The following is a 21,084-nucleotide window of genomic DNA, read 5'->3' as shown; positions in this document are numbered from 1 at the left end:
AGTACTAATCGATCGAGGACTTAACCACAAAACGGGGTTAAGAGTATGAAGGTGTTGGATCAAAACATGTGCGTGAACAGTCAACTATCTAGTTTTCAGAGAACAGAGTTCTCTTATAAAAAGAAAAAGAGTCATTGTGCGGTAATGATGGCGGGAAGGACCCACCTGTTCCCATTCCGAACACAGCCGTTAAGCTTCCCAGCGCCGAGGATAGTGAGGGGTTTCCCCTTGTGAAAGCAGGACGTTGCCGTGCAAGCTCTTAACTTTTTATTTTTGGAGGTTTAGCTCAGTTGGGAGAGCATCTGCCTTACAAGCAGAGGGTCAGCGGTTCGAGCCCGTTAACCTCCATTTTTTTGAGCCGTTAGCTCAGTCGGTAGAGCATCTGACTTTTAATCAGAGGGTCGCAGGTTCGAACCCTGCACGGCTCATTACACAGTGATGTGTAATGTATAAATATTTCAAGCGCGGATGTGGCGGAATTGGCAGACGCACTAGATTTAGGATCTAGCGCTTCACGGCGTGGGGGTTCAAGTCCCTCCATCCGCATGTTTATATTTATATTATTGTGCCGGCTTAGCTCAGTTGGTAGAGCAACTGATTTGTAATCAGTAGGTCGAGGGTTCAAATCCTTTAGCCGGCATTATTCAGCGAAAGTAGTTCAGTGGTAGAACATCACCTTGCCAAGGTGGGGGTCGCGGGTTCGAATCCCGTCTTTCGCTTGATTGACTTTCAATCTAAAGCTGATAATTTAATAGACAAATTTGTCTTCTACAAAGCTTTTTATGCCCTATCATTAGCCGGGGTGGCGGAATTGGTAGACGCACAGGACTTAAAATCCTGCGGTGAGTATTCACCGTGCCGGTTCGACTCCGGCCCTCGGCACTTAACTTAATAGCACCCTTAGCTCAATTGGATAGAGTACCTGACTACGAATCAGGCGGTTAGAGGTTCGACTCCTCTAGGGTGCATTTTTAAAGCATACGGGAAGTAGCTCAGCTTGGTAGAGCACTTGGTTTGGGACCAAGGGGTCGCAGGTTCGAATCCTGTCTTCCCGATTTCTTATGAAGAAAACGCCGTATTGCTTTCTTACATAGGACGATGGCGGTGTAGCTCAGCTGGCTAGAGCGTACGGTTCATACCCGTGAGGTCGTGGGTTCGACTCCCTCCGCCGCTATATCTAATTATAGTAAGCGGACCTTTAGCTCAGTTGGTTAGAGCAGACGGCTCATAACCGTCCGGTCGCAGGTTCGAGTCCTGCAAGGTCCATTAATATATTTTTATTATCGCGGGGTAGAGCAGTTGGCAGCTCGTCGGGCTCATAACCCGGAGGTCACAGGTTCGAGTCCTGTCCCCGCAATTGAAACAAAGAGCATGGTCCCGTAGTGTAGCGGTTATCACGCCTGCCTGTCACGCAGGAGATCGCGGGTTCGAATCCCGTCGGGACCGTTCAACATTATGCGGGTGTAGTTTAGTGGTAAAACCACAGCCTTCCAAGCTGTCGTCGCGAGTTCGATTCTCGTCACCCGCTTTTTGTTTGGGGCCTATAGCTCAGCTGGTTAGAGCGCACGCCTGATAAGCGTGAGGTCGGTGGTTCGAGTCCACTTAGGCCCATTCGTATCATTTTATTGATATGGGGAAGTACTCAAGTGGCTGAAGAGGCGCCCCTGCTAAGGGTGTAGGTCGTTTACGCGGCGCGAGGGTTCAAATCCCTCCTTCTCCGTTTTTTATTTTTTTATTGCAAGGCCCCTTGGTCAAGCGGTTAAGACACCGCCCTTTCACGGCGGTAACACGGGTTCGAATCCCGTAGGGGTCATTAGCAGGAGACTGCTATCATAGAATTACTGGAGGATTACCCAAGTCCGGCTTAAGGGAACGGTCTTGAAAACCGTCAGGTGTGTAAAAACGCGCGTGGGTTCGAATCCCACATCCTCCTTACCAAATTAAGAACGATCTGGTCCCGTAGTGTAGCGGTTATCACGCCTGCCTGTCACGCAGGAGATCGCGGGTTCGAATCCCGTCGGGACCGTTTGTTGTTTTGGCGCAGTAGCTCAGTTGGTAGAGCAACGGATTGAAGCTCCGTGTGTCGGCAGTTCGACTCTGTCCTGCGCCATTTTTTTTTTGCGTTGCGGGTGTAGTTTAGTGGTAAAACCACAGCCTTCCAAGCTGTCGTCGCGAGTTCGATTCTCGTCACCCGCTTCATATAAAAAACGATTCATCTTAAACGATGAATCGTTTTTTTTTATTCATTACTCACTACTTTAGTGAACGGAATTCTTTTACTTTGTTAAAGGTTTTACGTAACAGATAATTCTAGCGGCTTCTTTGAATCCTGAATTCGTATGAAAAAAAGCACTTTCAATGTTCTCAAAGGCACAATCACTTGCAAATTCAGTGCATCCTTTTTGCAAGGCCCACTGTTCACATTGCGCTAGCAATACTTGAGCTATCTTATGTCTTCTGTAGCACGGTTCTACATAAATACCTTCTAAATATCCTACAGGAGAAGTTTTTGTGCCTTCCACGTAGTCATGTCTTAAAGAAGTCTGCGCATAACCGACAGCTTTATTATTCATGTAGTAAAGGTAAGCAGTATGATTAGAACAAGTTATCAAAGTCTGAAACAACTTAGATAGTTCTTCATCAGTTATATCAGGCCATAGAGATTTCAATAATGCGTGAGTGTCAATTTTGTGGTTTAGTGTTACTTTAGTAATCACTGTATGACTTCCTTTCTCAATCTTGAAATTATGAAATAGCATTAGTAAATAAAGTAAGTGATCATTAAGATTACCGCGTAGTTAGAGAAAAATAAGATTATTTTATTTAAATTAGTGAGTTTGACAGGGCTTAGCATTAATGCTGGAGTAGTGAGCAACATCCCTAAACTTAACCAGGAATTGTTTGTCCACAGCATGGAAATAGCCAATAGATAAGCAATACTCATAAGTTGGATTTCGATGGAGCCTTTTACTGGCCTATTTCTCTCTGACGTTTCAGTTAAAAATATAGGAATAAGTAAAGGGATAAAGAATCGTAAAAGAATTAAAGATATAAAGCCAGTGTGGATATAAAAGCCTATTGTATTGAGTAATAAAGCTTTTAATATTGTTGAAACAGAAATAGAAAACACATCGAGTTCATAGAGTTTAAAAAAATAAACTGTCTGAGTCAGTACCCCATAACATAATAGTAAAAGAAAAGTAGCAACTGAATGAGCCATTAAGAAATATATTAAGTTTAATAATAGCAGAGCCTCTAATATAAGGAGAAGTGTCTTTTTAAGAGTTTTTTTCTTGTTCAAGGAAATCTTAAGGTTCATTTCAATGACTTGATTAATTAAAATAAAGGTAGTCAAAAGTAAGAAAGAAAGGATGTTAAGGTTTGAATAGGGTAAGGAAAGGATCGTCCCTATTAATATGTAAAATATAGGTAGTAAAACGTATGAAAATAATGGATTATTCATTGTCTCGGATATTTTAAATTTCAATCTTATCATCCTTTTAGTATAGTAGTGTTTAACTTTATCATATCACATTTATATAAGATTACCTGAAATAATTTTGAATTCAGAATGATTGTTCATCCTTAATGTGGTAGAATAATATAGGTTTACAATGAATTCCCGATAGGACGACCACAGACCAGGTCGGAAGCCTTGTAACCGATAATACAGTAGGGGGAATACTACAATGGAAGAAAGAAAATTATTTACGTCAGAATCTGTTTCAGAAGGACATCCGGATAAGATTGCTGATCAAATCAGTGATGCTGTACTAGACGCGATTCTTGAAAAGGATCCAGATGCTCGTGTAGCCTGTGAGACTATGGTAACAACAGGTTTAGTCTTGATAGCAGGTGAAATCAGAACGAATACGTATGTCGATATGCAGAAAATTGCTAGAGATACTATCCGAGAGATTGGTTATACGCGTGCTAAATATGGTTTCGATGCGGATACGTGTGCGGTACTCGTTTCAATTGATGATCAGTCACCAGATATTTCAATTGGAGTAGATGATTCAGCTGAGTCAAAAGCTTCAAATGAAAATGATGCACTTGATAAAATAGGAGCTGGAGACCAAGGGCTTATGTTTGGATTTGCTTCAAACGAAACGCCAGAGTTGATGCCTTTACCGATTTCTTTAAGTCATCGTTTAACGAGAAGGATTGCTCAAGTTAGAAAAGAAGAGATATTAGATTATCTAAGACCGGATGCTAAAGCTCAGGTCACAGTTGAATACGATGAGCATGATCAACCTAAACGTATAGATGCAATCGTGGTGAGCACACAACATTCTCCTGAGATAGATTATGAAACTTTGAAAAATGATGTGATTGAACATGTCGTTAAAGAAGTGATTCCAGCAAAATGGTTAGATGAAGATACGAAATATTATATTAATCCTACTGGTAGATTTGTAGTTGGTGGACCTCAAGGGGATGCCGGATTAACAGGTAGAAAAATTATCGTTGATACCTACGGTGGATATGCAAGACACGGTGGAGGAGCGTTTTCTGGGAAAGATGCTACTAAAGTAGATCGATCAGCCAGCTATGCGGCTCGTTATATCGCTAAGAACCTTGTTGCTGCAGGTATTGCAGATAAAGTTGAAGTGCAACTAGCTTATGCTATAGGTGTAGCTCAGCCCGTTTCAATAGCAGTAGATACTTTTGAAACCGGAAAAGTGGTTGATTCGAAAATTATTGAAGCCATTCGTCAGACGTTTGACCTTAGACCGGCCGGTATTATTAAAATGCTTGACCTACAACGCCCGATATATAAGCAGACAGCTGCTTATGGTCATTTTGGCCGTACAGATATCGAGCTACCGTGGGAAAATGTAGATAAAGTAGATAATCTTAAAACATTTCTACTATAAATCGATAGGTTTATACTCTAAGACTAGAGCCTTGTTGTTCTAGTCTTTTTGTTATTTATATAGATTGTTAATAACCCAAATAAGCTAAACGAAAATTGATTCAGGAGGACATATGCAAATAGAACTAGTAAAAGGCGTTGATTTGAAAGTATTATCCACTAAAAAATTTAAAACAGTGTCCATTAGAATCAATTTCAAAACTTTAATAGATGCCAATGAAATTACGAAAAGAGCCTTGTTAGCAAACTTATTAAGTACGAATAGTCAGCATTATCCAACACAAACAGATTATAGAACAGCTCTCTCAAAACTTTATGGCGCTCAGTTATCATCAGATGTTTCCAAAGTAGGTAAGTATCATGTATTAACGTTGGATTTGGATATAGTAGATGAAATGTATTTAAATGAAAAAGGATTGTTCGAAAAAGCAACAGAATTTCTAAAAAGTATTCTTTTTTATCCAAATGTATATGATGGGGCCTTTCATAAAGAAACGTTTCAAAGAGAACTTGAAAACTTAAGAGACGAATACGAAGCGGTTTACGAAGATAAACAAGAATATGCAGGAATAGAAACTAGCCGTCTCTATTTCGATACTTTGGAACAACAAATTCCTTCTTGGGGTAGGCCAGAAGATTTAACTGGATTGTCTCCAAGAGATTTATATGTTGTTTATCAAGATATGATTTTAAATGACAAAATCGATATTGTAGTTTTAGGTGATCTTGAAGAAGAGAGAGTTAAAAAAGCTTTCGCTGATTTCAATTTCGAAGCTCGAACGGTAAACAATGAATCGTTGTTTTATAGCATTGGTGAAGTTAAAGATCTAACCAGAAAAAAAGAAATTCAACCAATCACGCAAGCAAAACTTAACTTGGCTTATAAAACGACTATTTATTATCATCAAGACCATTATTATGCTGGACAAGTATTTAATGGATTATTCGGTGGCTTCCCACATTCTAATTTATTTACAATTTTAAGAGAACAAGAGGGACTAGCTTATGACATTGCGAGCGGAATCGATAGTTTTAATGGGGTACTATATGTTCAATCAGGAATTGAACCTTCGGAAGCTATAAAGGTTGAAAAATTAGTAGCAGAACAATTAAACTCTATTCAAGAAGGCACTTTTTCCGAAGAGGCTATAATTCAGACTAAGGCGTTATTAAAGAATGCTCTAGTTCAATCCGAAGACCATGCAGAAAGTCTCATAGAAAAGTATTACAGTTTTAATTTGATTGGTAAACCGATGATAAGTCTTGAAGAATGGGCTGATAGAATCGATGCTGTTTCAAAACAAGATATTATAAATATAGCGAAAACTGTAGAGTTAAAAGCCATATTTTTATTATCGGGAGAGTGAGTCTAAGTTGAAAAAAATTGAATACAAGAATATAAGAGAAACCCTCTATAAAGAGAAACTGGATAATGGGTTAACGATAACCTTGTTACCGAAAAAAGACTATCATACTACCTTTGCTTTGCTTAGTACGGAATTTGGGGCGATTGATCAACAATTTATTCCTTACGGAGAAAATAGGTTTATACAGTTTCCACCTGGTATTGCCCATTTTCTTGAACATAAACTTTTTGAAACTGAATCAGGTGATGTATTTGATCAGTTTGCCCATCATGGAGCTTCAGCAAACGCTTTTACAGGGTTGACTAAAACAGCTTATCTTTTCTCTAGCACAAGTTATATAAAAGAGAATATAGAAACCCTTTTGAATTTTGTACAAGAACCTTATTTCACAGACGAATCTGTTGAAAGAGAAAAAGAAATCATTGGTCAAGAGATTCAAATGTATGAAGATCAACCAGAGTGGACGGTCGCTCTAGGGTTACTTGAAAATTTGTATCCCAATCATCCAGTCAGCAACGACATTGCAGGGACATTGAACAGTATCCAAAAGATAACAGCGGACGATCTATATCGTAATCATCGTACGTTTTATCACCCAAGTAACATGCAATTATTTGTGGCAGGGAATATTGATGAAAAAGAGATCATAGAGTGGGTCAAAAAAAATCAGTTAGATAGAAATTTCGAGAATGAAAAAGAAATTAAAAGACAATTCCCAGTTGTGCAACAACAAGAAATCATTCCTTACAGATCAATCGAAGCTGATGTGGTTAAAGCCAAAGTGTTAATTGGTATAAAAGGTGATAACGATGAGCTTAAAGGCGTCGATGCTCTAAAGTATTCAATCAAGATGGAGTTTTTATTGAAGTTGCTGTTTGGAGAGACCTCCACGACCTATTTAAAGTTATACAATGAACATTTAATAGATGATAGTTTTAATTATGAACATACAGTTGAAAGGCAAATTGATTATCTGAGTATTGGGGGAGATGCAAAAGACCCTCACGAATTAACAAGGGTCCTTAAGACACTCCTATTAACGGCACCTGAGAGTCCAGATTTAAATGAAGCGCATTTCGATTTGGTCAAAAAAAGAAGTATCGGACAAGAATTACAATCACTGAACTCTTTGGAGTATATTGCTCAACAATTCGTTGACCTTTCAGATATGGAAGTATCCGTTTTTGATATTGTACCATTGATGGAGCAAATTAAATTGGAGGACGTTAAACAATTAGCTTCAAGCTTTTTGCAAGAAAAAAATATGTCTGTATTTCATGTTCTTAAAAGAATTTAGAGCTTGAATAAGAGCTTTAAAATCAATAAATTTTAATCATTAGTAAATCTTTATTAGGATCCAGTATAGATGCAATAATCACCCTATACTCAAAGTTTTTCGTGTGGTATACTTTTAGAAATAGGGCAATGTCCCTTGTTTGAATTGAATATAAACAGTTATATAATGAGTGTTAATAAAAACAGTTGTAAAGAGAGACTGATCCCTGTAGGTATAGAAAATAGGTCCAAAGAATATAAATGACTAGAATGATTGTTTTCTATAGAAGTATAATACAGGTTATAAGAATGACATTAGGGTAGGTGACAAGATTGAATGAAGTAGGCGAAAAGCTTAAAGAAGCTAGAAAAGCCAAAGGATACACATTAGATGACTTGCAACAAATGACTAAAATCCAAAAAAGATATTTGATCGCTGTTGAGGAAGGGAAATTAGATGTTTTACCAGGTAACTTCTATGCTAGAGCCTTTATTAAGCAGTATGCAGATACTGTCGGCTTAGATGGAGAACAACTGTTAAAGGACCATTCTGACATTCCAGCACCTAAAAGTGAAGAAATTACTGAGCAAGTTAGAACAACACAGACTAGAACAAAGCCCAAAGAAAATGGCATGATGAGTACCATTCAAGATAGTTTACCGACAATTTTGATTATATTATTAGTGCTAGGTATTGCATTGGCTTTTTATATAGCCGTTAGTAGCAATTCCGGAAATAATGACTCATCTGGGAATCAGGACGAAAGTGCTCAAAATAATGTAAATGTCGAAAGCAATGAAAATGCGGAAAATACTCAACCAGAGATTTCAGATGAAACTGATGATGAGGATACTGAAGAAGAACCTGCAGATGAAGAACCGACGCAAGAAGAGGAAGAACCGTTCGCTATCACTCAGGAGTCTAGTACTGGTGGTACGACCACTTATATTGTGTCAGGTCCTTTACCGGATGATAAGAGTTTGACTTTGAATGCTGAAGGTGGAGAATCTTGGGTTAGTATCACTGTAGATGGTACAACAGATAATCAAGCGCTTCTTTCTGGCGGCGAATCTATCTCTACAGAGTTAACGGAAGAGGTAGAGACTGTAGCTGTTGTGATTGGTAATGCATCTGTTACAACTGTTCAATTAAGTGGAGAATCCGTAGAATATGCACCGGAATCGGCGAACGCTGTAAAACAAGATTTGATTTTTAACTTCGAGCAATAATAATAGAATGCTTTTTCAGATAAAGACCGAGTTAATTCCATTAACCCCGGTCTTTCATTTGAATGTCTAGGGAGGAAACTATGAATTTACCGAATAAATTAACGATGCTTAGAATCTTTATGATTCCGATATTTATCGTGCTGATCGTTATGCCTATAGATTTAGGAACAGTAGAAATTTTAAATTCTTCTATTGAAGTTAAGCTATTGATTGCGACGATTGTTTTCGCTGTTGCCAGTTTCACTGATTGGTTGGACGGTTATCTTGCAAGAAAAATGAATATCGTATCAAACTTTGGGAAATTTGCAGATCCACTGGCAGATAAAATGCTGGTTATGACGGCACTGATTTTACTGGTTCAATTAAATTTGGCTCCTGCGTGGGTTGTAGCAGTTATCGTCTGTAGAGAACTGGCGGTTACAGGTTTAAGACTACTATTAGTTGAACAAGGTGGAACCGTATTGGCTGCATCTTGGCCAGGTAAAGTGAAAACTAATACGCAGATGCTTGCTATTATTTTCCTCTTGTTGAATAATTTCCCTTTCAATTGGACAGGCATTCCTGTTGCGACGATTCTATTATATATTTGTTTAATTTTCACTTTATATTCTGGATTTGACTATTTTTATAATGCGAGATATTTTTTCAAAGGGACATTCAGTAGTTGATAAATTTTCGAATAAGGCGTGTGTGATCTCAAGAGGATTGCTCACGCCTTTTTTCTAATCTTTGAGGCGGTATTCTACTAATTAATATGATAGAATCAGAACAGAATATCTGAAAAAAATCAGAATAAGTTTAATTGAATAGTATTTATATGTAGGAGGAATAGTATGAAGGCCGAAATTATTACGGTTGGAACAGAATTACTAATGGGACAGGTTGTGAACTCGAATGCTGCCTACCTATCTAAAGAATTATCTTCTCTGGGTATTGAAATATATCATCAGGTAACTGTTGGAGACAATGCTGAGAGACTCACGGAAGCAATTAAAGTAGCGGAATCTAGAGCAGATGCCATCATACTTACGGGAGGATTAGGACCTACTGAAGATGATATAACAAAATCAGTAGTATCAAATCATCTGGGCGTAGATATGGTCATACACGAAGAAACAGAAGAGAAAATTATTGAACGCCACAGACATAGTGATTTTAAAATGCCGGAAAACAATCGCCTGCAAGCGCTCATACTAGAAGGTTCAGAGCCATTACTAAATGATGATGGATTAGCAGTTGGCGTATTTTTAGAAAAAGATAACCGAGTTTATGTTATGCTTCCCGGACCACCAAGTGAACTGAAACCGATGGTCGAAAACTATCTTAAAAATAGACTGATTGAACTGGAAAATGAAAATCAGAAATTGGTTTCTAGAATGATTAGACTATTTGGTCTAACAGAAGCTCAAGTAGCAGAGCAATTAGACAGTATCATTAAGGAACAATCTAATCCTACGATTGCTATTTATGCTTCTAACGGAGAATCTAAAGTTAGGATAACTGCTAAAGGGAAAACTGAAGAAGAGTGCGAAACAATGATTACAGAAATAGAAGAAGAAATAAAAGCTAAAGTTGGTGATTACATTTACGGATATGGAGATCATACTCTTTCCTACGTTGTTCAATCGCTTTTATTTGAACAAAGTAAAAAGATAACTGCTGCTGAAAGTTTGACCGGAGGTGCCTTTTTGAGTTGTATTGCGAGCGAACAAGGTGCCAGCTCAGTACTTGATGGAGGAATCGTCGTTTACAGTTCTGAAAAGAAACATCAGGCTCTTGGCGTATCCAATGAAACACTCAACACATATGGTATGGTGAGTGCTGAGTGTGCAGTAGAGATGGCTGAGAAAGCTCTAGAAAAATTTGATGCAGATATTGCAGTATCATTAACCGGCGTAGCTGGTCCTCATCCCTTAGAAGGTAAAGAAGCGGGAATTGTCTGGATAGGAATTGCGCATAAAGGACAAACAACTTTTGCAAAATACTTTCACTTCAAGAGAGACCGAGACAATAACAGAAATCTTTCCGTATTGAATGCTTTAAATCTTGTTCGTCGATCATTGCTGGGTCTTAACATAAAAGAAAAAGTATTCTATATGAATCATAACGATAAAAGAGTATAAGGTAAAAGTAGATTTATTGCGAATAAATGTTCGATTTAAGCTTGCTTTTTGTTCAGAAAAACAGTAAAATAATAGAGTAGTAGAGAATGCATGTTTGCTATAAATAGATCAAATCCATAAGATCATTGATCTATAAAAAAGCATGAGATGTGCAGGTTGAATAGTAGCAGTAAGTATAAAAGTATATCAAAATTAAGTCCTGAATCAATAGGAGGAGAATATATTAATGACAGATGATCGTAAAAAAGCACTAGATGTAGCACTAAGCAAAATTGAGAAAAATTTCGGTAAAGGGTCTATTATGAAAATGGGCGAAAAAATCGATACTCAAGTTAAAACCGTACCAAGTGGCTCTCTTGCGTTAGATGTTGCATTAGGTATAGGCGGATATCCTCGTGGACGTATTATCGAAGTTTACGGACCAGAGAGTTCTGGTAAAACAACAGTTGCTTTACATGCAATTGCTTCTATACAAGCTAATGGTGGTATTGCGGCATTTATAGATGCTGAGCATGCACTAGATCCTAAATATGCACGTGCCTTGGGTGTAGATATAGATGAGTTATTACTTTCTCAGCCAGATACAGGTGAACAAGCGTTAGAGATTGCAGATGCACTTGTTTCAAGTGGTGCAGTGGATATGGTTGTTATTGACTCTGTGGCTGCCCTAGTACCCCGAGCTGAAATTGATGGAGAAATGGGTGCTTCTCACGTTGGTCTTCAAGCACGTTTAATGTCACAAGCTCTTCGTAAACTATCTGGATCAATTAACAAAACAAAAACAATTGCGTTGTTTATCAATCAGATTCGTGAAAAAGTCGGTGTTATGTTTGGTAGCCCTGAAACGACTCCTGGAGGACGTGCGTTGAAGTTCTACGCGACAGTCAGATTAGAAGTACGTCGTAGTGAAGCCATCAAGTCTGGTAAAGATATGACTGGTAACAAAACTAAAATCAAAGTAGTTAAAAACAAAGTTGCACCGCCATTTAAGGTAGCATTAGTAGATATTATGTACGGTGAAGGTATTTCTCAAGTTGGAGAACTAGTAGATATGGGCTCTGATGCTGAGATTATTGATAAAGCTGGTGCGTGGTATTCATACGGTGAAGAAAGAATTGGACAAGGTCGTGAGAACTCAAAACAATATCTTTTAGATCACCCTGAAATGCGCCTCGAAATTGAAAAAAGAGTTCGTGTTGCGTATGATATTGGTAGTGAAGAAGATATTGAGTTTGTTAACAAGTTGAGTGGCGACGCTGGCGTCATTAAACTTGAAGAAAGTCCTGATGTTATTGGATCAGAAGAAACAGGGAATGAAAACGAAACAGAATCTGACTCTGAAACTTTAGATGTTTAATTCTTTTTAAAATGAAGTGAAGCACCACACAAATTCTTTATTTGTGTGGTGCTTTTTAGTTATATTGTAGTTGTATTGTGCCAAAAAAGAACATTAAAGCTAATTGAAGTATACATGAATGAATTTCTTTTAAACGATTTTTCAACAAAAAGGCCTAAAATCCTTCTCTTTCTACAAACTGTATTGACACATAGACATAAGACCTTTAAAATTAGATTGTCTGTTACACAATTATGTTAATCATAAATACATTATTATAACTGACGCACGTTCTCGATAATTGAAAGCGGTCGTTGCTTAACATAAATAGTACCTGACTTTTTCTATACATGAATTAAATGTAAACTAAATAATGATACGGAGGTGACCAAATGACTACTCTTTTATACTCAGTAGCCTTCGCTATCGTTACTTTAATCATCGGAATCTTCGTAGGAGCTTATTTAAATAAAAAAAGCTTTGAAAAAAGACTTGCTGATTCAAGAAAAACAGCGGATAACATAGTAGAAGATGCTAATAAAGAAGCTGAAACCTTGAAAAAAGAAGCGTTGTTAGAGGCCAAAGAGGAAATTCATTCTTATCGAACAGAAGTAGAATGGGAGTTAAAAGAAAGACGCTCTGAAGTTGCACGTCAAGAAAATCGTTTGGACCAGAGAGAAGACAATCTTGAACGAAAAGCTAACACGATTGACAAGAGAGAAAGTTCTTTACAAAGTAGAGAAGATCGTTTGACAAGTAGACAAAAAGCAATTGAAGACTTGGAGCAAGTAGCTGAGGATTTAATTACAGAACAGCAAGAGAAATTACTAGCTGTTGCTGCTTTATCTCAAGAAGAAGCGAAATCAATCGTTTTATCTCAAACAGAAAAAGAATTATCTCGTGAATTAGCAATTATGGTCAAACAATATGAAGACAAAGCGAAATCAGAAGCTGATCGTAGAGCCAAAAACTTAATTACTCAAGCCATACAACGCTCTGCAGCAGACAAAGTTACCGAAACAACTGTCAGCGTAGTAAACTTACCGAATGATGATATGAAAGGTCGTATCATTGGACGAGAAGGACGTAATATACGTACGCTTGAGAGCTTGACAGGTATGGATCTAATAATCGATGATACACCAGAAGCAGTCGTATTAAGTGGATTTGATCCTATACGTCGTGAGACAGCTAAAATGGCACTTGAAAAATTGATTTCAGATGGACGAATCCATCCAGGACGAATCGAGGAAGCAGTAGAAAAATCTCGAAAAGAAATGGATGAACGTATCCGAGAAATTGGTGAAGAAGCTATTTTTGATTTAGGTATTCACTCAATACATCCTGATTTCATTAAAATAATCGGGCGCTTACACTTTAGAACAAGCTATGGTCAAAATGTTTTGAATCATTCAATTGAAGTGGCCAAAATTGCTGGTGTAATGGCAGCAGAACTTGGAGAAGATATTCAGTTAGCTAAGAGAGCTGGATTATTGCACGACATTGGTAAAGCATTGGATAGCGAAGTAGAAGGATCTCACGTTGAGATTGGTGCTCAAATAGCGATGAAATATCAAGAAAGCGAAACGGTCATCAATGCAATTGCTTCCCATCATGGAGATGTTGAAGCAAGCTCGATCATTGCAGTATTGGTGGAAGCGGCAGATTCAATTTCTGCAGCGAGACCAGGCGCTAGAAGCGAATCTCTTGAAAACTATCTACAGAGACTTGAAAATCTTGAAAGAATTTCTAATGGATTTGAAGGTGTCAAAGAAAGTTATGCAATTCAAGCAGGTAGAGAAGTTCGTATTATCGTTAAACCGGATCAGCTAGATGATAGTATGTCGGCTAAATTGGCACGAAGTGTTCGTAAACAAATCGAGGAAGATATGGATTATCCTGGACACATTAAAGTAACGGTCATTCGCGAAACTAGAGCCGTTGAATATGCAAAATAATTAAATGAACCGTTTCATTCAAGAAGAACAGCAAAGGCTGTTCTTCTTTTTTTAATGTGAAGGTTTAGTTTAAAATAATCAATGAGTATAAGATTGAACAAGTGCTGTTACCAAAGCTTATATAAGGGAAAAGATCTTTATCAATTCACTTTGATTTTATCCTGTCAATACTGGTAAAATAATAGTTACCGAATGGAGAAGAGGAAGCTAAATGAAAATACTATTTATTGGGGATGTAGTCGGCTCTATGGGACGAGAAATGGTCCAAGAGTATCTACCCAAGCTAAAAGCAAAATACAAGCCACAGGCAACAATTTTAAATGGAGAAAATGCAGCTGGTGGCAGAGGGATCACAGAAAAGATTTACAAAGAATTTCTTCAATGCGGTGTTGATGCTGTAACAATGGGAAACCATACATGGGACAAAAGAGAGATTGTCGATTTTATAGATGACTCCAAGAAATTGATTCGTCCTGCGAACTATCCAAATCTATCCAGAATCCCTGGGGAAGGTATTACTTATATCAAAATCAATCAACAAGAATTAGCGGTGATCAATCTACATGGTAGAGTGTTTATGGCAGATCTTGAAGATCCTTTCAGAGTAGGAATGGAACTGGTAGAAGAAGCCAGAAAAAGAACGCCTCATATCTTTATTGATTTTCATGCCGAAGTAACAAGCGAAAAAGAGGCGATGGGCTGGTATATGGATGGTAAAGTATCAGCAATTGTAGGGACACACACGCATGTCCAGACCAATGACCATAGAATCTTACCCGGGGGAACAGGCTATATGTCTGATGCTGGGATGACAGGCTTTTACGATGGTGTACTTGGAATGAAAAAAGAAGCGATTATTGAAAAGTTTCTTACACAGTTGCCAGCTCGCTTTGAAGTGCCAGAAACTGGTCGAAAAAAATTAAATGGATGTTTTATAGAATTAAACGATACAACAGGGAAAGCAAAATCTATTATACCTATTCGTATCGATGAGGATACACCATTTTTTGATTAAGCAGATATAGATGAAACAAATCCTTTATTTTAGATATAGAGAGGTGAGGTAAATGCCTCAAAAGACAAAACACACACCAATGATGGAACAATACTTAAAGATCAAGGAACAATATCCTGACGCTTACTTGTTTTACAGACTTGGCGATTTTTACGAATTGTTTTTTAATGACGCCGTAGAAGTAGCACAAATGTTGGAATTGACATTGACCAGTAGAAATAAAAACGCAGAAGAACAAATTCCAATGTGTGGTGTACCCCATCATTCTGCGCAAAGGTATATTGATGCATTAATAGAAAAAGGGTATAAAGTAGCCATCTGTGAGCAAGTTGAAGATGCCAAGTTGGCAAAGGGAATGGTCAAGCGAGAAGTCGTACAAGTGATCACTCCTGGAACAGTAATGAACGCATCATCTGTTCAAGCTAAAGAAAATAATTACATTGCAGCAGTATTGAAAGTGGATGAGTCTTATACGCTGGCTTATACGGATTTAACCACTGGAGAATTAAAAGCAACTAAGTTACATTCTCAAGAGGAAATCAAAACAGAGCTGCAGTCATTGAAAATCAAGGAAGTTTTATTTGAAAAAAATCAAGATCCGGTTCTCGTTGAAAAATTAGAGACAGAACTAGATATTCTTGTGTCCTTGATATCAATCGAAAGCTTTGAGATAACGGCACTAGAAGAATTGAAAAAAGAGTGCACGGACAAACAAATTCATCCGGTAATCGACCTTCTACTGACTTATTTGATCAAAACTCAAATGCGCAGTCTGGATCATTTACAACCAGCGCAGCAATATGAAACGTCTCATTATATGATTTATGGTCAAGAAGCCCGCCGCAATTTAGAATTATCAACTTCTTTAAGAGACGGATCAAAGAAAGGTACGTTACTTTGGTTACTCGATGAAACCAAAACAGCTATGGGTGGGAGAAAGCTGAGACAATGGCTGGAAAAGCCATTAATTTCTAGAAAAGCGATAGAAAATCGGTTAAATATCGTGAGCGTTTTGATCAATCATTTCTTTGAAAGAACAGATTTAACAGATACGCTGACGAGTATTTACGACCTTGAACGACTAGCTGGAAGAGTTGCCTTTGGAACAGTAAACGCACGTGATCTGATTCAGTTAAAAAATTCTTTGAATCAAATTCCGAAATTGATTCAAATTATAGAAGGAATGAACGCGAATCATGAATGGGATAATTTACTTAAGCAACTTGATCCTGTAGAAGAAATTGCGGAACTGATTGAAACAGCAGTCGAGGAAGAGCCGCCTTTGTCTATTACAGATGGTGAAATCATTAAATTGGGATATCAAGATCAGCTTGATGAATATAAAGATGCTATGATCAATGGTAAGAAGTGGATCGCGAATATGGAAGCAGAAGAGCGAACACTGACTGGTATCAAAAATCTGAAAATCGGCTTCAATAAAGTTTTTGGTTATTATATCGAAGTGACTCGATCCAATATTGATAAAATTGATGAACAGAGATATCAAAGAAAGCAGACCTTAACGAACGCGGAACGTTATAGCACACCGGACTTAAAAGAAAAAGAAGCGTTGATTTTAGAAGCAGAAGAAAAATCCAAAGCGCTTGAATATGAGTTGTTTATTGAAATTCGTGAACAAGTAAAAAAACAAATTAAAAGACTACAGAAACTAGCTAGTATTGTTGCTGAAATTGATTGTCTTCAGTCATTCGCTTGTATCAGTGAAACTTATGATTACGTTCGTCCAGAATTCAACACAACGTCTCAAGATATTTTGATCAAAGAAGGGCGCCATCCTGTTGTAGAAAAAGTAATGAAAGAACAAGTCTATGTGCCTAATGATATTGAATTAGAAGGAGACACAGACATTCTTCTGATTACAGGACCGAATATGTCAGGTAAAAGTACCTATATGAGACAATTGGCTTTGACGGTAATTATGGCTCAAATAGGCTGTTACGTCCCAGGAGAGTACGCTAAACTGCCGATATTTGATCGTATCTTTACACGTATCGGAGCAATGGACGATTTGATTGGTGGACAAAGTACATTTATGGTCGAGATGATGGAAACAAATCATGCGATAGAGTTTGCCACAGATAAAAGTTTACTACTGTTCGATGAAATTGGACGCGGAACCGCAACCTATGACGGAATGGCTCTCGCAGAAGCCATCATAGAATATGTTCATGATAAAATTGGGGCTAAGACGTTATTTTCTACCCATTACCATGAGTTGACCGTTTTAGAAGACCGATTGGATCATTTGAAGAATATTCATGTAGGCGCTGTAGAAGAAAATGGACAACTTGTGTTCCTTCATAAAATGCTTGAGGGCCCGGCTGATAAAAGTTACGGTGTTCAAGTTGCGAAACTAGCAGGACTACCGGACACTTTGATTGACCGTGCTTCAGGGATATTGACTGAACTGGAACAAAAACAAGCAGGACTATTCGACCAAACTACGGAAAAAGAAACTGCCGGAACGCCTTCTCAGAAACAAGAAAATAACCAAAAAGTTCAGGAAACACTTGATGAGCAATTGTCTTTATTTGTATCCGAATCGACTGAGAAAGAAATAGCTACCATAGAGAAGATTAAAGCTACCAATATTATGAACTTGACACCGCTGCAAGCAATGACATTACTGAATGACTTACAAGAAAAACTGAAATAAATACCCATCTGAATGGAGAAAGGAGCCAGATAAATGTCCCAGATCAAAATCATGTCTTCTATTTTAGCCAACCAAATAGCAGCCGGTGAGGTCATTGAAAGACCGGCATCAGTTGTAAAGGAACTGGTGGAAAACTCAATTGATGCAAAGAGTACAAAAATCGATATCTACGTAGAAGAAGCTGGGCTTAAATCTATTCAAGTGACAGATGATGGAGAAGGCATCCAGTCAGATGAGGTTCAAAAAGCATTTGAACGTCATGCAACCAGCAAACTGATTTCAAATGAAGACCTTTTTCGTATCAGAACACTTGGATTCAGAGGAGAAGCTTTACCCAGTATTGCTTCAGTCTCTATGGTCACCATTGAGACTTCTCAGCAAAATCTCCCAGGTAGAAAAGTCGTGTTGAAAGCAGGAGAAATCATTGAGAACCAGCCTTCTTCTTCTAGAAGAGGAACAATGATTAGAGTTGAAGAACTGTTTTTCAATACACCTGCTCGACTCAAGTACGTCAAAACACTTAAAACTGAACTAGCGCACATCAGTGATACAATCAACCGAATTGCGTTATCTCATCCCGAAATTAGTTTCAGATTGTTCAGTGACCAAAATCAGTTGCTGAAAACAGTAGGTAATGGAGATGCGAGACAAGCCATTGCTGGTGTATACGGTGTAGATGCTGCTAAAAAGATGAAAGCCATTGAAGCGTCAAACTTTGACTTCACTATTTCAGGTTATGTTTCATTACCTGAACTGACCAGAGCAAGTAAATCTTACTTGACACTTGTCGTCAATGGTAGACACATCAAGAACTATGCGTTGTCCCAAGCAATCGTAGATGGATATTCTTCCAAATTGATGGTAGGCAGATATCCTCTAGCTTTGGTCAATATAGAGATGGATCCATTGCTGTTAGACGTTAATGTACATCCAACGAAACAACAAGTCAGGATCAGTAGTGAAAAAGAACTCAGTCAACTGATCAAGGAGGCCGTTGGGGGACTGATGCAGTCTCAACAAAGAATACCTAATGCGTTAGGCAATATTCATTCCAGTAAAAAAGAAAATAACCAGAATAAGATAGAACAGACGACGTTCAATTGGCAAGAAAGTATGGACTCAAAAAAACCGACTGAAAGTAAGAAAGCTCTTTTCAGAGAACCTGTCAAAGAAGTAGAAGCCCCATTTGCCGAAAAAAATGAACCGACTGCTTACCCTGTTGAAGGTCATTACCGATATCAAAGCCGTCAGGATATTCGTGAGGATAACCAGTACGATCCGAAGTACACAGCAGTAGATTTATCTGCAGAGGAGTCTGTGATACCAGAAGAGAACCATGTTCTTGAATCTCCACTCAAGACAGCAGATAGAGTGCTCAAAGAAGCAAAATCAATGCGTGAATTTCCACATCTAGAGTATGTTGGTCAAATGCATGGGACCTATTTATTTGCTCAAAATGAAGACGGACTCTATATTATCGATCAGCATGCGGCTCAAGAAAGAATTAAGTATGAGTACTACAGAAAAGAGATCGAAAAAGATGGAACGGTTCAGCAGGAATTACTCGTTCCGATCGTGCTTGAATATCCTTCAAATGATGCCATTACCATTCGAGAGCATACAGATAAACTGTTGAAAGCGGGGCTTGAATTAGAGGAATTTGGTCAGAATAGTTTTCTGATTCGTCGTCATCCAGCGTGGTTCAAAGCAGGACAAGAAGAAGCAATCGTGCAGGAAATGATTGATTTTCTACTTGAGAAGAACGATTTATCTGTTGCTAAATTCAGAGAAGCTACAGCTATTATGATGAGTTGTAAACGATCAATTAAAGCGAATCATTATTTAAATCCTAACGAAGCAAGAGTTCTGATACAAGACTTGAAAGAAACAGAAAACCCCTACAACTGTCCCCATGGGCGTCCGGTTCTGGTACAAATGACAAATAATGACATGGAAAAAATGTTTAAAAGAATTCAAGACCCGCATTAGTAAAAAAACGAGCGGATTACCTTTAATTTTGCACGATATATTGGTACAATGTAGGTTAACAGGAGGGATAGTATCATGGCAAAACAATTTTCAGATGAAGAGTTAAAACAGCGTTTAACTAGAGAACAATACGAGGTCACTCAAAACAGTGCAACTGAACGAGCGTTTACTGGTGAATACGATGATTTTTATGAAGATGGAATTTTTGTAGATGTTGTAAGTGGTGAACCACTATTTTCTTCTAACGATAAATATGATGCTGGTTGCGGTTGGCCTTCATTTTCAAAACCAATCCAAAAACGAGGCGTTAAAGAATTAAGAGATTCTACTCATGGCATGGAAAGAATAGAAGTTAGAAGTAGTGAAGCAGATTCTCACTTAGGACACGTATTTACAGACGGTATACCAGAACAAGGTGGTTTGCGTTACTGTATCAACTCTGCAGCGATGAAATTTATTCCTAAAACTAAACTAAAAGAAGAAGGATACGAAGAGTATCTGTCTGAATTTAACGCATAAAGAAACGATTCCCAGCCCCTAGGAAGATTTTATGGGCTGGGTATTTCTATGTTACAATAGATAAGAAATTAGCTGAAAAGGGGAACTTATGTGTACGAATACATAAAAGGGATCATTACACACATTTATCCAAGTTATCTTGTAATCGAAACGAATGGGATCGGATATCACGTTTTAATGGCGAATCCTTTTCGGTATACCGATTACCATAATCAAGAAGTCCAATTGTATTTATATCAAAATGTTAGTCAAGATGATATCAATCTTTTCGGATTTAAAACGCACGAGGAGAAAGGTCTTTTCTTGAAGCTGATCAACGTTTCAGGAATCGGACCGAAAAGTGCACTGGCTATCTTAGCTAATGAAAATCATAGAGGGCTTATTCAGGCAATCGAACAAGAAGATGTGAAATTCTTGCAGAAATTTCCAGGTGTTGGCAAGAAAACAGCTTCTCAGATCGTACTGGACTTGAAAGGAAAGTTATCTGAATTAAGTATCGATCAGTTTACTGGGCAACTTTCAGAGGAGTTGTCATTTGAAGAAGATAATGGAAACCTTTCTTTACAGGAAGCTACAGAAGCCTTAATAGCTCTAGGGTATTCTAAGAGAGATGTCGTAAGAGTTAAAAAGTCTTTAGAAGCTATGGGACAAACAACTACAGATGCCTACATTAGAGAAGGCTTGAAATTATTAATGAAATAATACGATAAAAAGGA

Annotated in this window: 14 protein-coding genes, 20 tRNA genes, 1 rRNA gene and 1 riboswitch; of the genes, 34 read left to right on the top strand and 1 reads right to left on the bottom strand. The window is 37.9% G+C overall.

All coding sequences use genetic code 11. From position 1 onward, the window contains the following. The first annotated feature begins 137 nt into the window (after positions 1-137). From rrf to ACFP65_RS07240, 21 genes are all read left to right on the top strand, one after another. Positions 138-253: ribosomal RNA gene (gene rrf, locus ACFP65_RS07340) — 5S ribosomal RNA — on the top strand. Between the two features lie 22 nt (positions 254-275). After that, positions 276-348: transfer RNA gene (locus tag ACFP65_RS07335), tRNA-Val, on the top strand. A gap of 7 nt (positions 349-355) precedes the next feature. Then, positions 356-428: transfer RNA gene (locus ACFP65_RS07330), tRNA-Lys, on the top strand. A 36-nt stretch (positions 429-464) separates the two neighbouring features. Continuing rightward, positions 465-546, top strand: a tRNA-Leu gene (locus ACFP65_RS07325). Between the two features lie 21 nt (positions 547-567). Further along, positions 568-640, top strand: a tRNA-Thr gene (locus tag ACFP65_RS07320). Between the two features lie 7 nt (positions 641-647). After that, positions 648-719: transfer RNA gene (locus tag ACFP65_RS07315), tRNA-Gly, on the top strand. Positions 720-796: 77 nt separating this feature from the next. Next, positions 797-882 (top strand) — tRNA-Leu (locus ACFP65_RS07310). Positions 883-894: 12 nt separating this feature from the next. Continuing rightward, positions 895-968, top strand: a tRNA-Arg gene (locus ACFP65_RS07305). Positions 969-981: 13 nt separating this feature from the next. Continuing rightward, a tRNA-Pro gene (locus ACFP65_RS07300) sits at positions 982-1,055 on the top strand. 45 nt (positions 1,056-1,100) lie between these two features. After that, positions 1,101-1,174: transfer RNA gene (locus ACFP65_RS07295), tRNA-Met, on the top strand. 18 nt (positions 1,175-1,192) lie between these two features. After that, positions 1,193-1,266, top strand: a tRNA-Ile gene (locus ACFP65_RS07290). An 18-nt stretch (positions 1,267-1,284) separates the two neighbouring features. After that, positions 1,285-1,357: transfer RNA gene (locus ACFP65_RS07285), tRNA-Met, on the top strand. A 16-nt stretch (positions 1,358-1,373) separates the two neighbouring features. Continuing rightward, positions 1,374-1,446: transfer RNA gene (locus ACFP65_RS07280), tRNA-Asp, on the top strand. A gap of 11 nt (positions 1,447-1,457) precedes the next feature. After that, a tRNA-Gly gene (locus ACFP65_RS07275) sits at positions 1,458-1,528 on the top strand. Between the two features lie 9 nt (positions 1,529-1,537). After that, positions 1,538-1,611, top strand: a tRNA-Ile gene (locus ACFP65_RS07270). Between the two features lie 21 nt (positions 1,612-1,632). Beyond that, positions 1,633-1,720: transfer RNA gene (locus ACFP65_RS07265), tRNA-Ser, on the top strand. 21 nt (positions 1,721-1,741) lie between these two features. Beyond that, positions 1,742-1,813, top strand: a tRNA-Glu gene (locus tag ACFP65_RS07260). Positions 1,814-1,843: 30 nt separating this feature from the next. After that, positions 1,844-1,933, top strand: a tRNA-Ser gene (locus tag ACFP65_RS07255). A gap of 20 nt (positions 1,934-1,953) precedes the next feature. Then, positions 1,954-2,026, top strand: a tRNA-Asp gene (locus ACFP65_RS07250). 11 nt (positions 2,027-2,037) lie between these two features. Further along, a tRNA-Phe gene (locus ACFP65_RS07245) sits at positions 2,038-2,110 on the top strand. 15 nt (positions 2,111-2,125) lie between these two features. After that, positions 2,126-2,196: transfer RNA gene (locus tag ACFP65_RS07240), tRNA-Gly, on the top strand. 80 nt (positions 2,197-2,276) lie between these two features. On the opposite strand, the gene aac(6') is transcribed toward ACFP65_RS07240, so the two are convergent. Next, positions 2,277-2,717, bottom strand: coding sequence for an aminoglycoside 6'-N-acetyltransferase (gene aac(6'), locus ACFP65_RS07235; RefSeq protein WP_379917247.1), 441 nt, complete (start codon positions 2,715-2,717; stop codon positions 2,277-2,279). Positions 2,718-3,604: 887 nt separating this feature from the next. Further along, a riboswitch (SMK box riboswitch) is annotated at positions 3,605-3,692 on the top strand. On the opposite strand from aac(6'), the gene metK reads away from it, so the two are divergent. From metK to ruvA, 13 genes are all read left to right on the top strand, one after another. Beyond that, positions 3,690-4,880 (top strand): methionine adenosyltransferase, encoded by a 1,191-nt coding sequence (gene metK, locus ACFP65_RS07230; RefSeq protein ID WP_379917245.1) that lies wholly within the window; start codon positions 3,690-3,692, stop codon positions 4,878-4,880. Its footprint overlaps the riboswitch before it by 3 nt. A gap of 112 nt (positions 4,881-4,992) precedes the next feature. Beyond that, a complete protein-coding gene (yfmF, locus tag ACFP65_RS07225; RefSeq protein ID WP_379917243.1) occupies positions 4,993-6,246 on the top strand; it encodes an EF-P 5-aminopentanol modification-associated protein YfmF in 1,254 nt (417 codons plus the stop codon). A gap of 7 nt (positions 6,247-6,253) precedes the next feature. Then, the gene (yfmH, locus tag ACFP65_RS07220; protein ID WP_379917242.1) at positions 6,254-7,543 is read left to right on the top strand and encodes an EF-P 5-aminopentanol modification-associated protein YfmH; all 1,290 of its coding nucleotides are present in this window, start codon (positions 6,254-6,256) and stop codon (positions 7,541-7,543) included. Positions 7,544-7,854: 311 nt separating this feature from the next. After that, positions 7,855-8,751, top strand: coding sequence for a helix-turn-helix domain-containing protein (locus ACFP65_RS07215; protein WP_379917240.1), 897 nt, complete (start codon positions 7,855-7,857; stop codon positions 8,749-8,751). An 80-nt stretch (positions 8,752-8,831) separates the two neighbouring features. Beyond that, the gene (gene pgsA / locus ACFP65_RS07210; protein ID WP_379917238.1) at positions 8,832-9,419 is read left to right on the top strand and encodes a CDP-diacylglycerol--glycerol-3-phosphate 3-phosphatidyltransferase; all 588 of its coding nucleotides are present in this window, start codon (positions 8,832-8,834) and stop codon (positions 9,417-9,419) included. Between the two features lie 165 nt (positions 9,420-9,584). Continuing rightward, the gene (locus ACFP65_RS07205; RefSeq protein ID WP_379917236.1) at positions 9,585-10,874 is read left to right on the top strand and encodes a competence/damage-inducible protein A; all 1,290 of its coding nucleotides are present in this window, start codon (positions 9,585-9,587) and stop codon (positions 10,872-10,874) included. A 226-nt stretch (positions 10,875-11,100) separates the two neighbouring features. After that, positions 11,101-12,231, top strand: coding sequence for a recombinase RecA (recA, locus tag ACFP65_RS07200; protein ID WP_379917234.1), 1,131 nt, complete (start codon positions 11,101-11,103; stop codon positions 12,229-12,231). Between the two features lie 371 nt (positions 12,232-12,602). Beyond that, complete coding sequence (gene rny / locus ACFP65_RS07195) at positions 12,603-14,168, top strand: ribonuclease Y (RefSeq protein WP_379917232.1); 1,566 nt, start codon at positions 12,603-12,605, stop codon at positions 14,166-14,168. Between the two features lie 211 nt (positions 14,169-14,379). Continuing rightward, positions 14,380-15,183, top strand: coding sequence for a TIGR00282 family metallophosphoesterase (locus ACFP65_RS07190; protein ID WP_379917230.1), 804 nt, complete (start codon positions 14,380-14,382; stop codon positions 15,181-15,183). A 52-nt stretch (positions 15,184-15,235) separates the two neighbouring features. After that, on the top strand, positions 15,236-17,860 hold the full coding sequence (mutS, locus tag ACFP65_RS07185; RefSeq protein ID WP_379917228.1) for a DNA mismatch repair protein MutS: 2,625 nt from the start codon (positions 15,236-15,238) through the stop codon (positions 17,858-17,860). A gap of 33 nt (positions 17,861-17,893) precedes the next feature. Continuing rightward, positions 17,894-19,849 (top strand): DNA mismatch repair endonuclease MutL, encoded by a 1,956-nt coding sequence (gene mutL, locus ACFP65_RS07180; protein ID WP_379917226.1) that lies wholly within the window; start codon positions 17,894-17,896, stop codon positions 19,847-19,849. Between the two features lie 75 nt (positions 19,850-19,924). After that, the gene (gene msrB, locus ACFP65_RS07175) at positions 19,925-20,368 is read left to right on the top strand and encodes a peptide-methionine (R)-S-oxide reductase MsrB (RefSeq protein WP_379917224.1); all 444 of its coding nucleotides are present in this window, start codon (positions 19,925-19,927) and stop codon (positions 20,366-20,368) included. Between the two features lie 90 nt (positions 20,369-20,458). Continuing rightward, complete coding sequence (gene ruvA, locus ACFP65_RS07170) at positions 20,459-21,070, top strand: Holliday junction branch migration protein RuvA (RefSeq protein WP_379917223.1); 612 nt, start codon at positions 20,459-20,461, stop codon at positions 21,068-21,070. The last annotated feature ends 14 nt before the right edge of the window (positions 21,071-21,084 follow it).

It is taken from the genome of Marinilactibacillus sp. GCM10026970 (genome assembly GCF_042660675.1).
GTDB lineage: Bacteria > Bacillota > Bacilli > Lactobacillales > Carnobacteriaceae_A > Marinilactibacillus.
The sequence above is the reverse complement of the archived record's forward strand: the minus strand, read 5'-3'. Positions and strand labels throughout refer to the sequence as shown.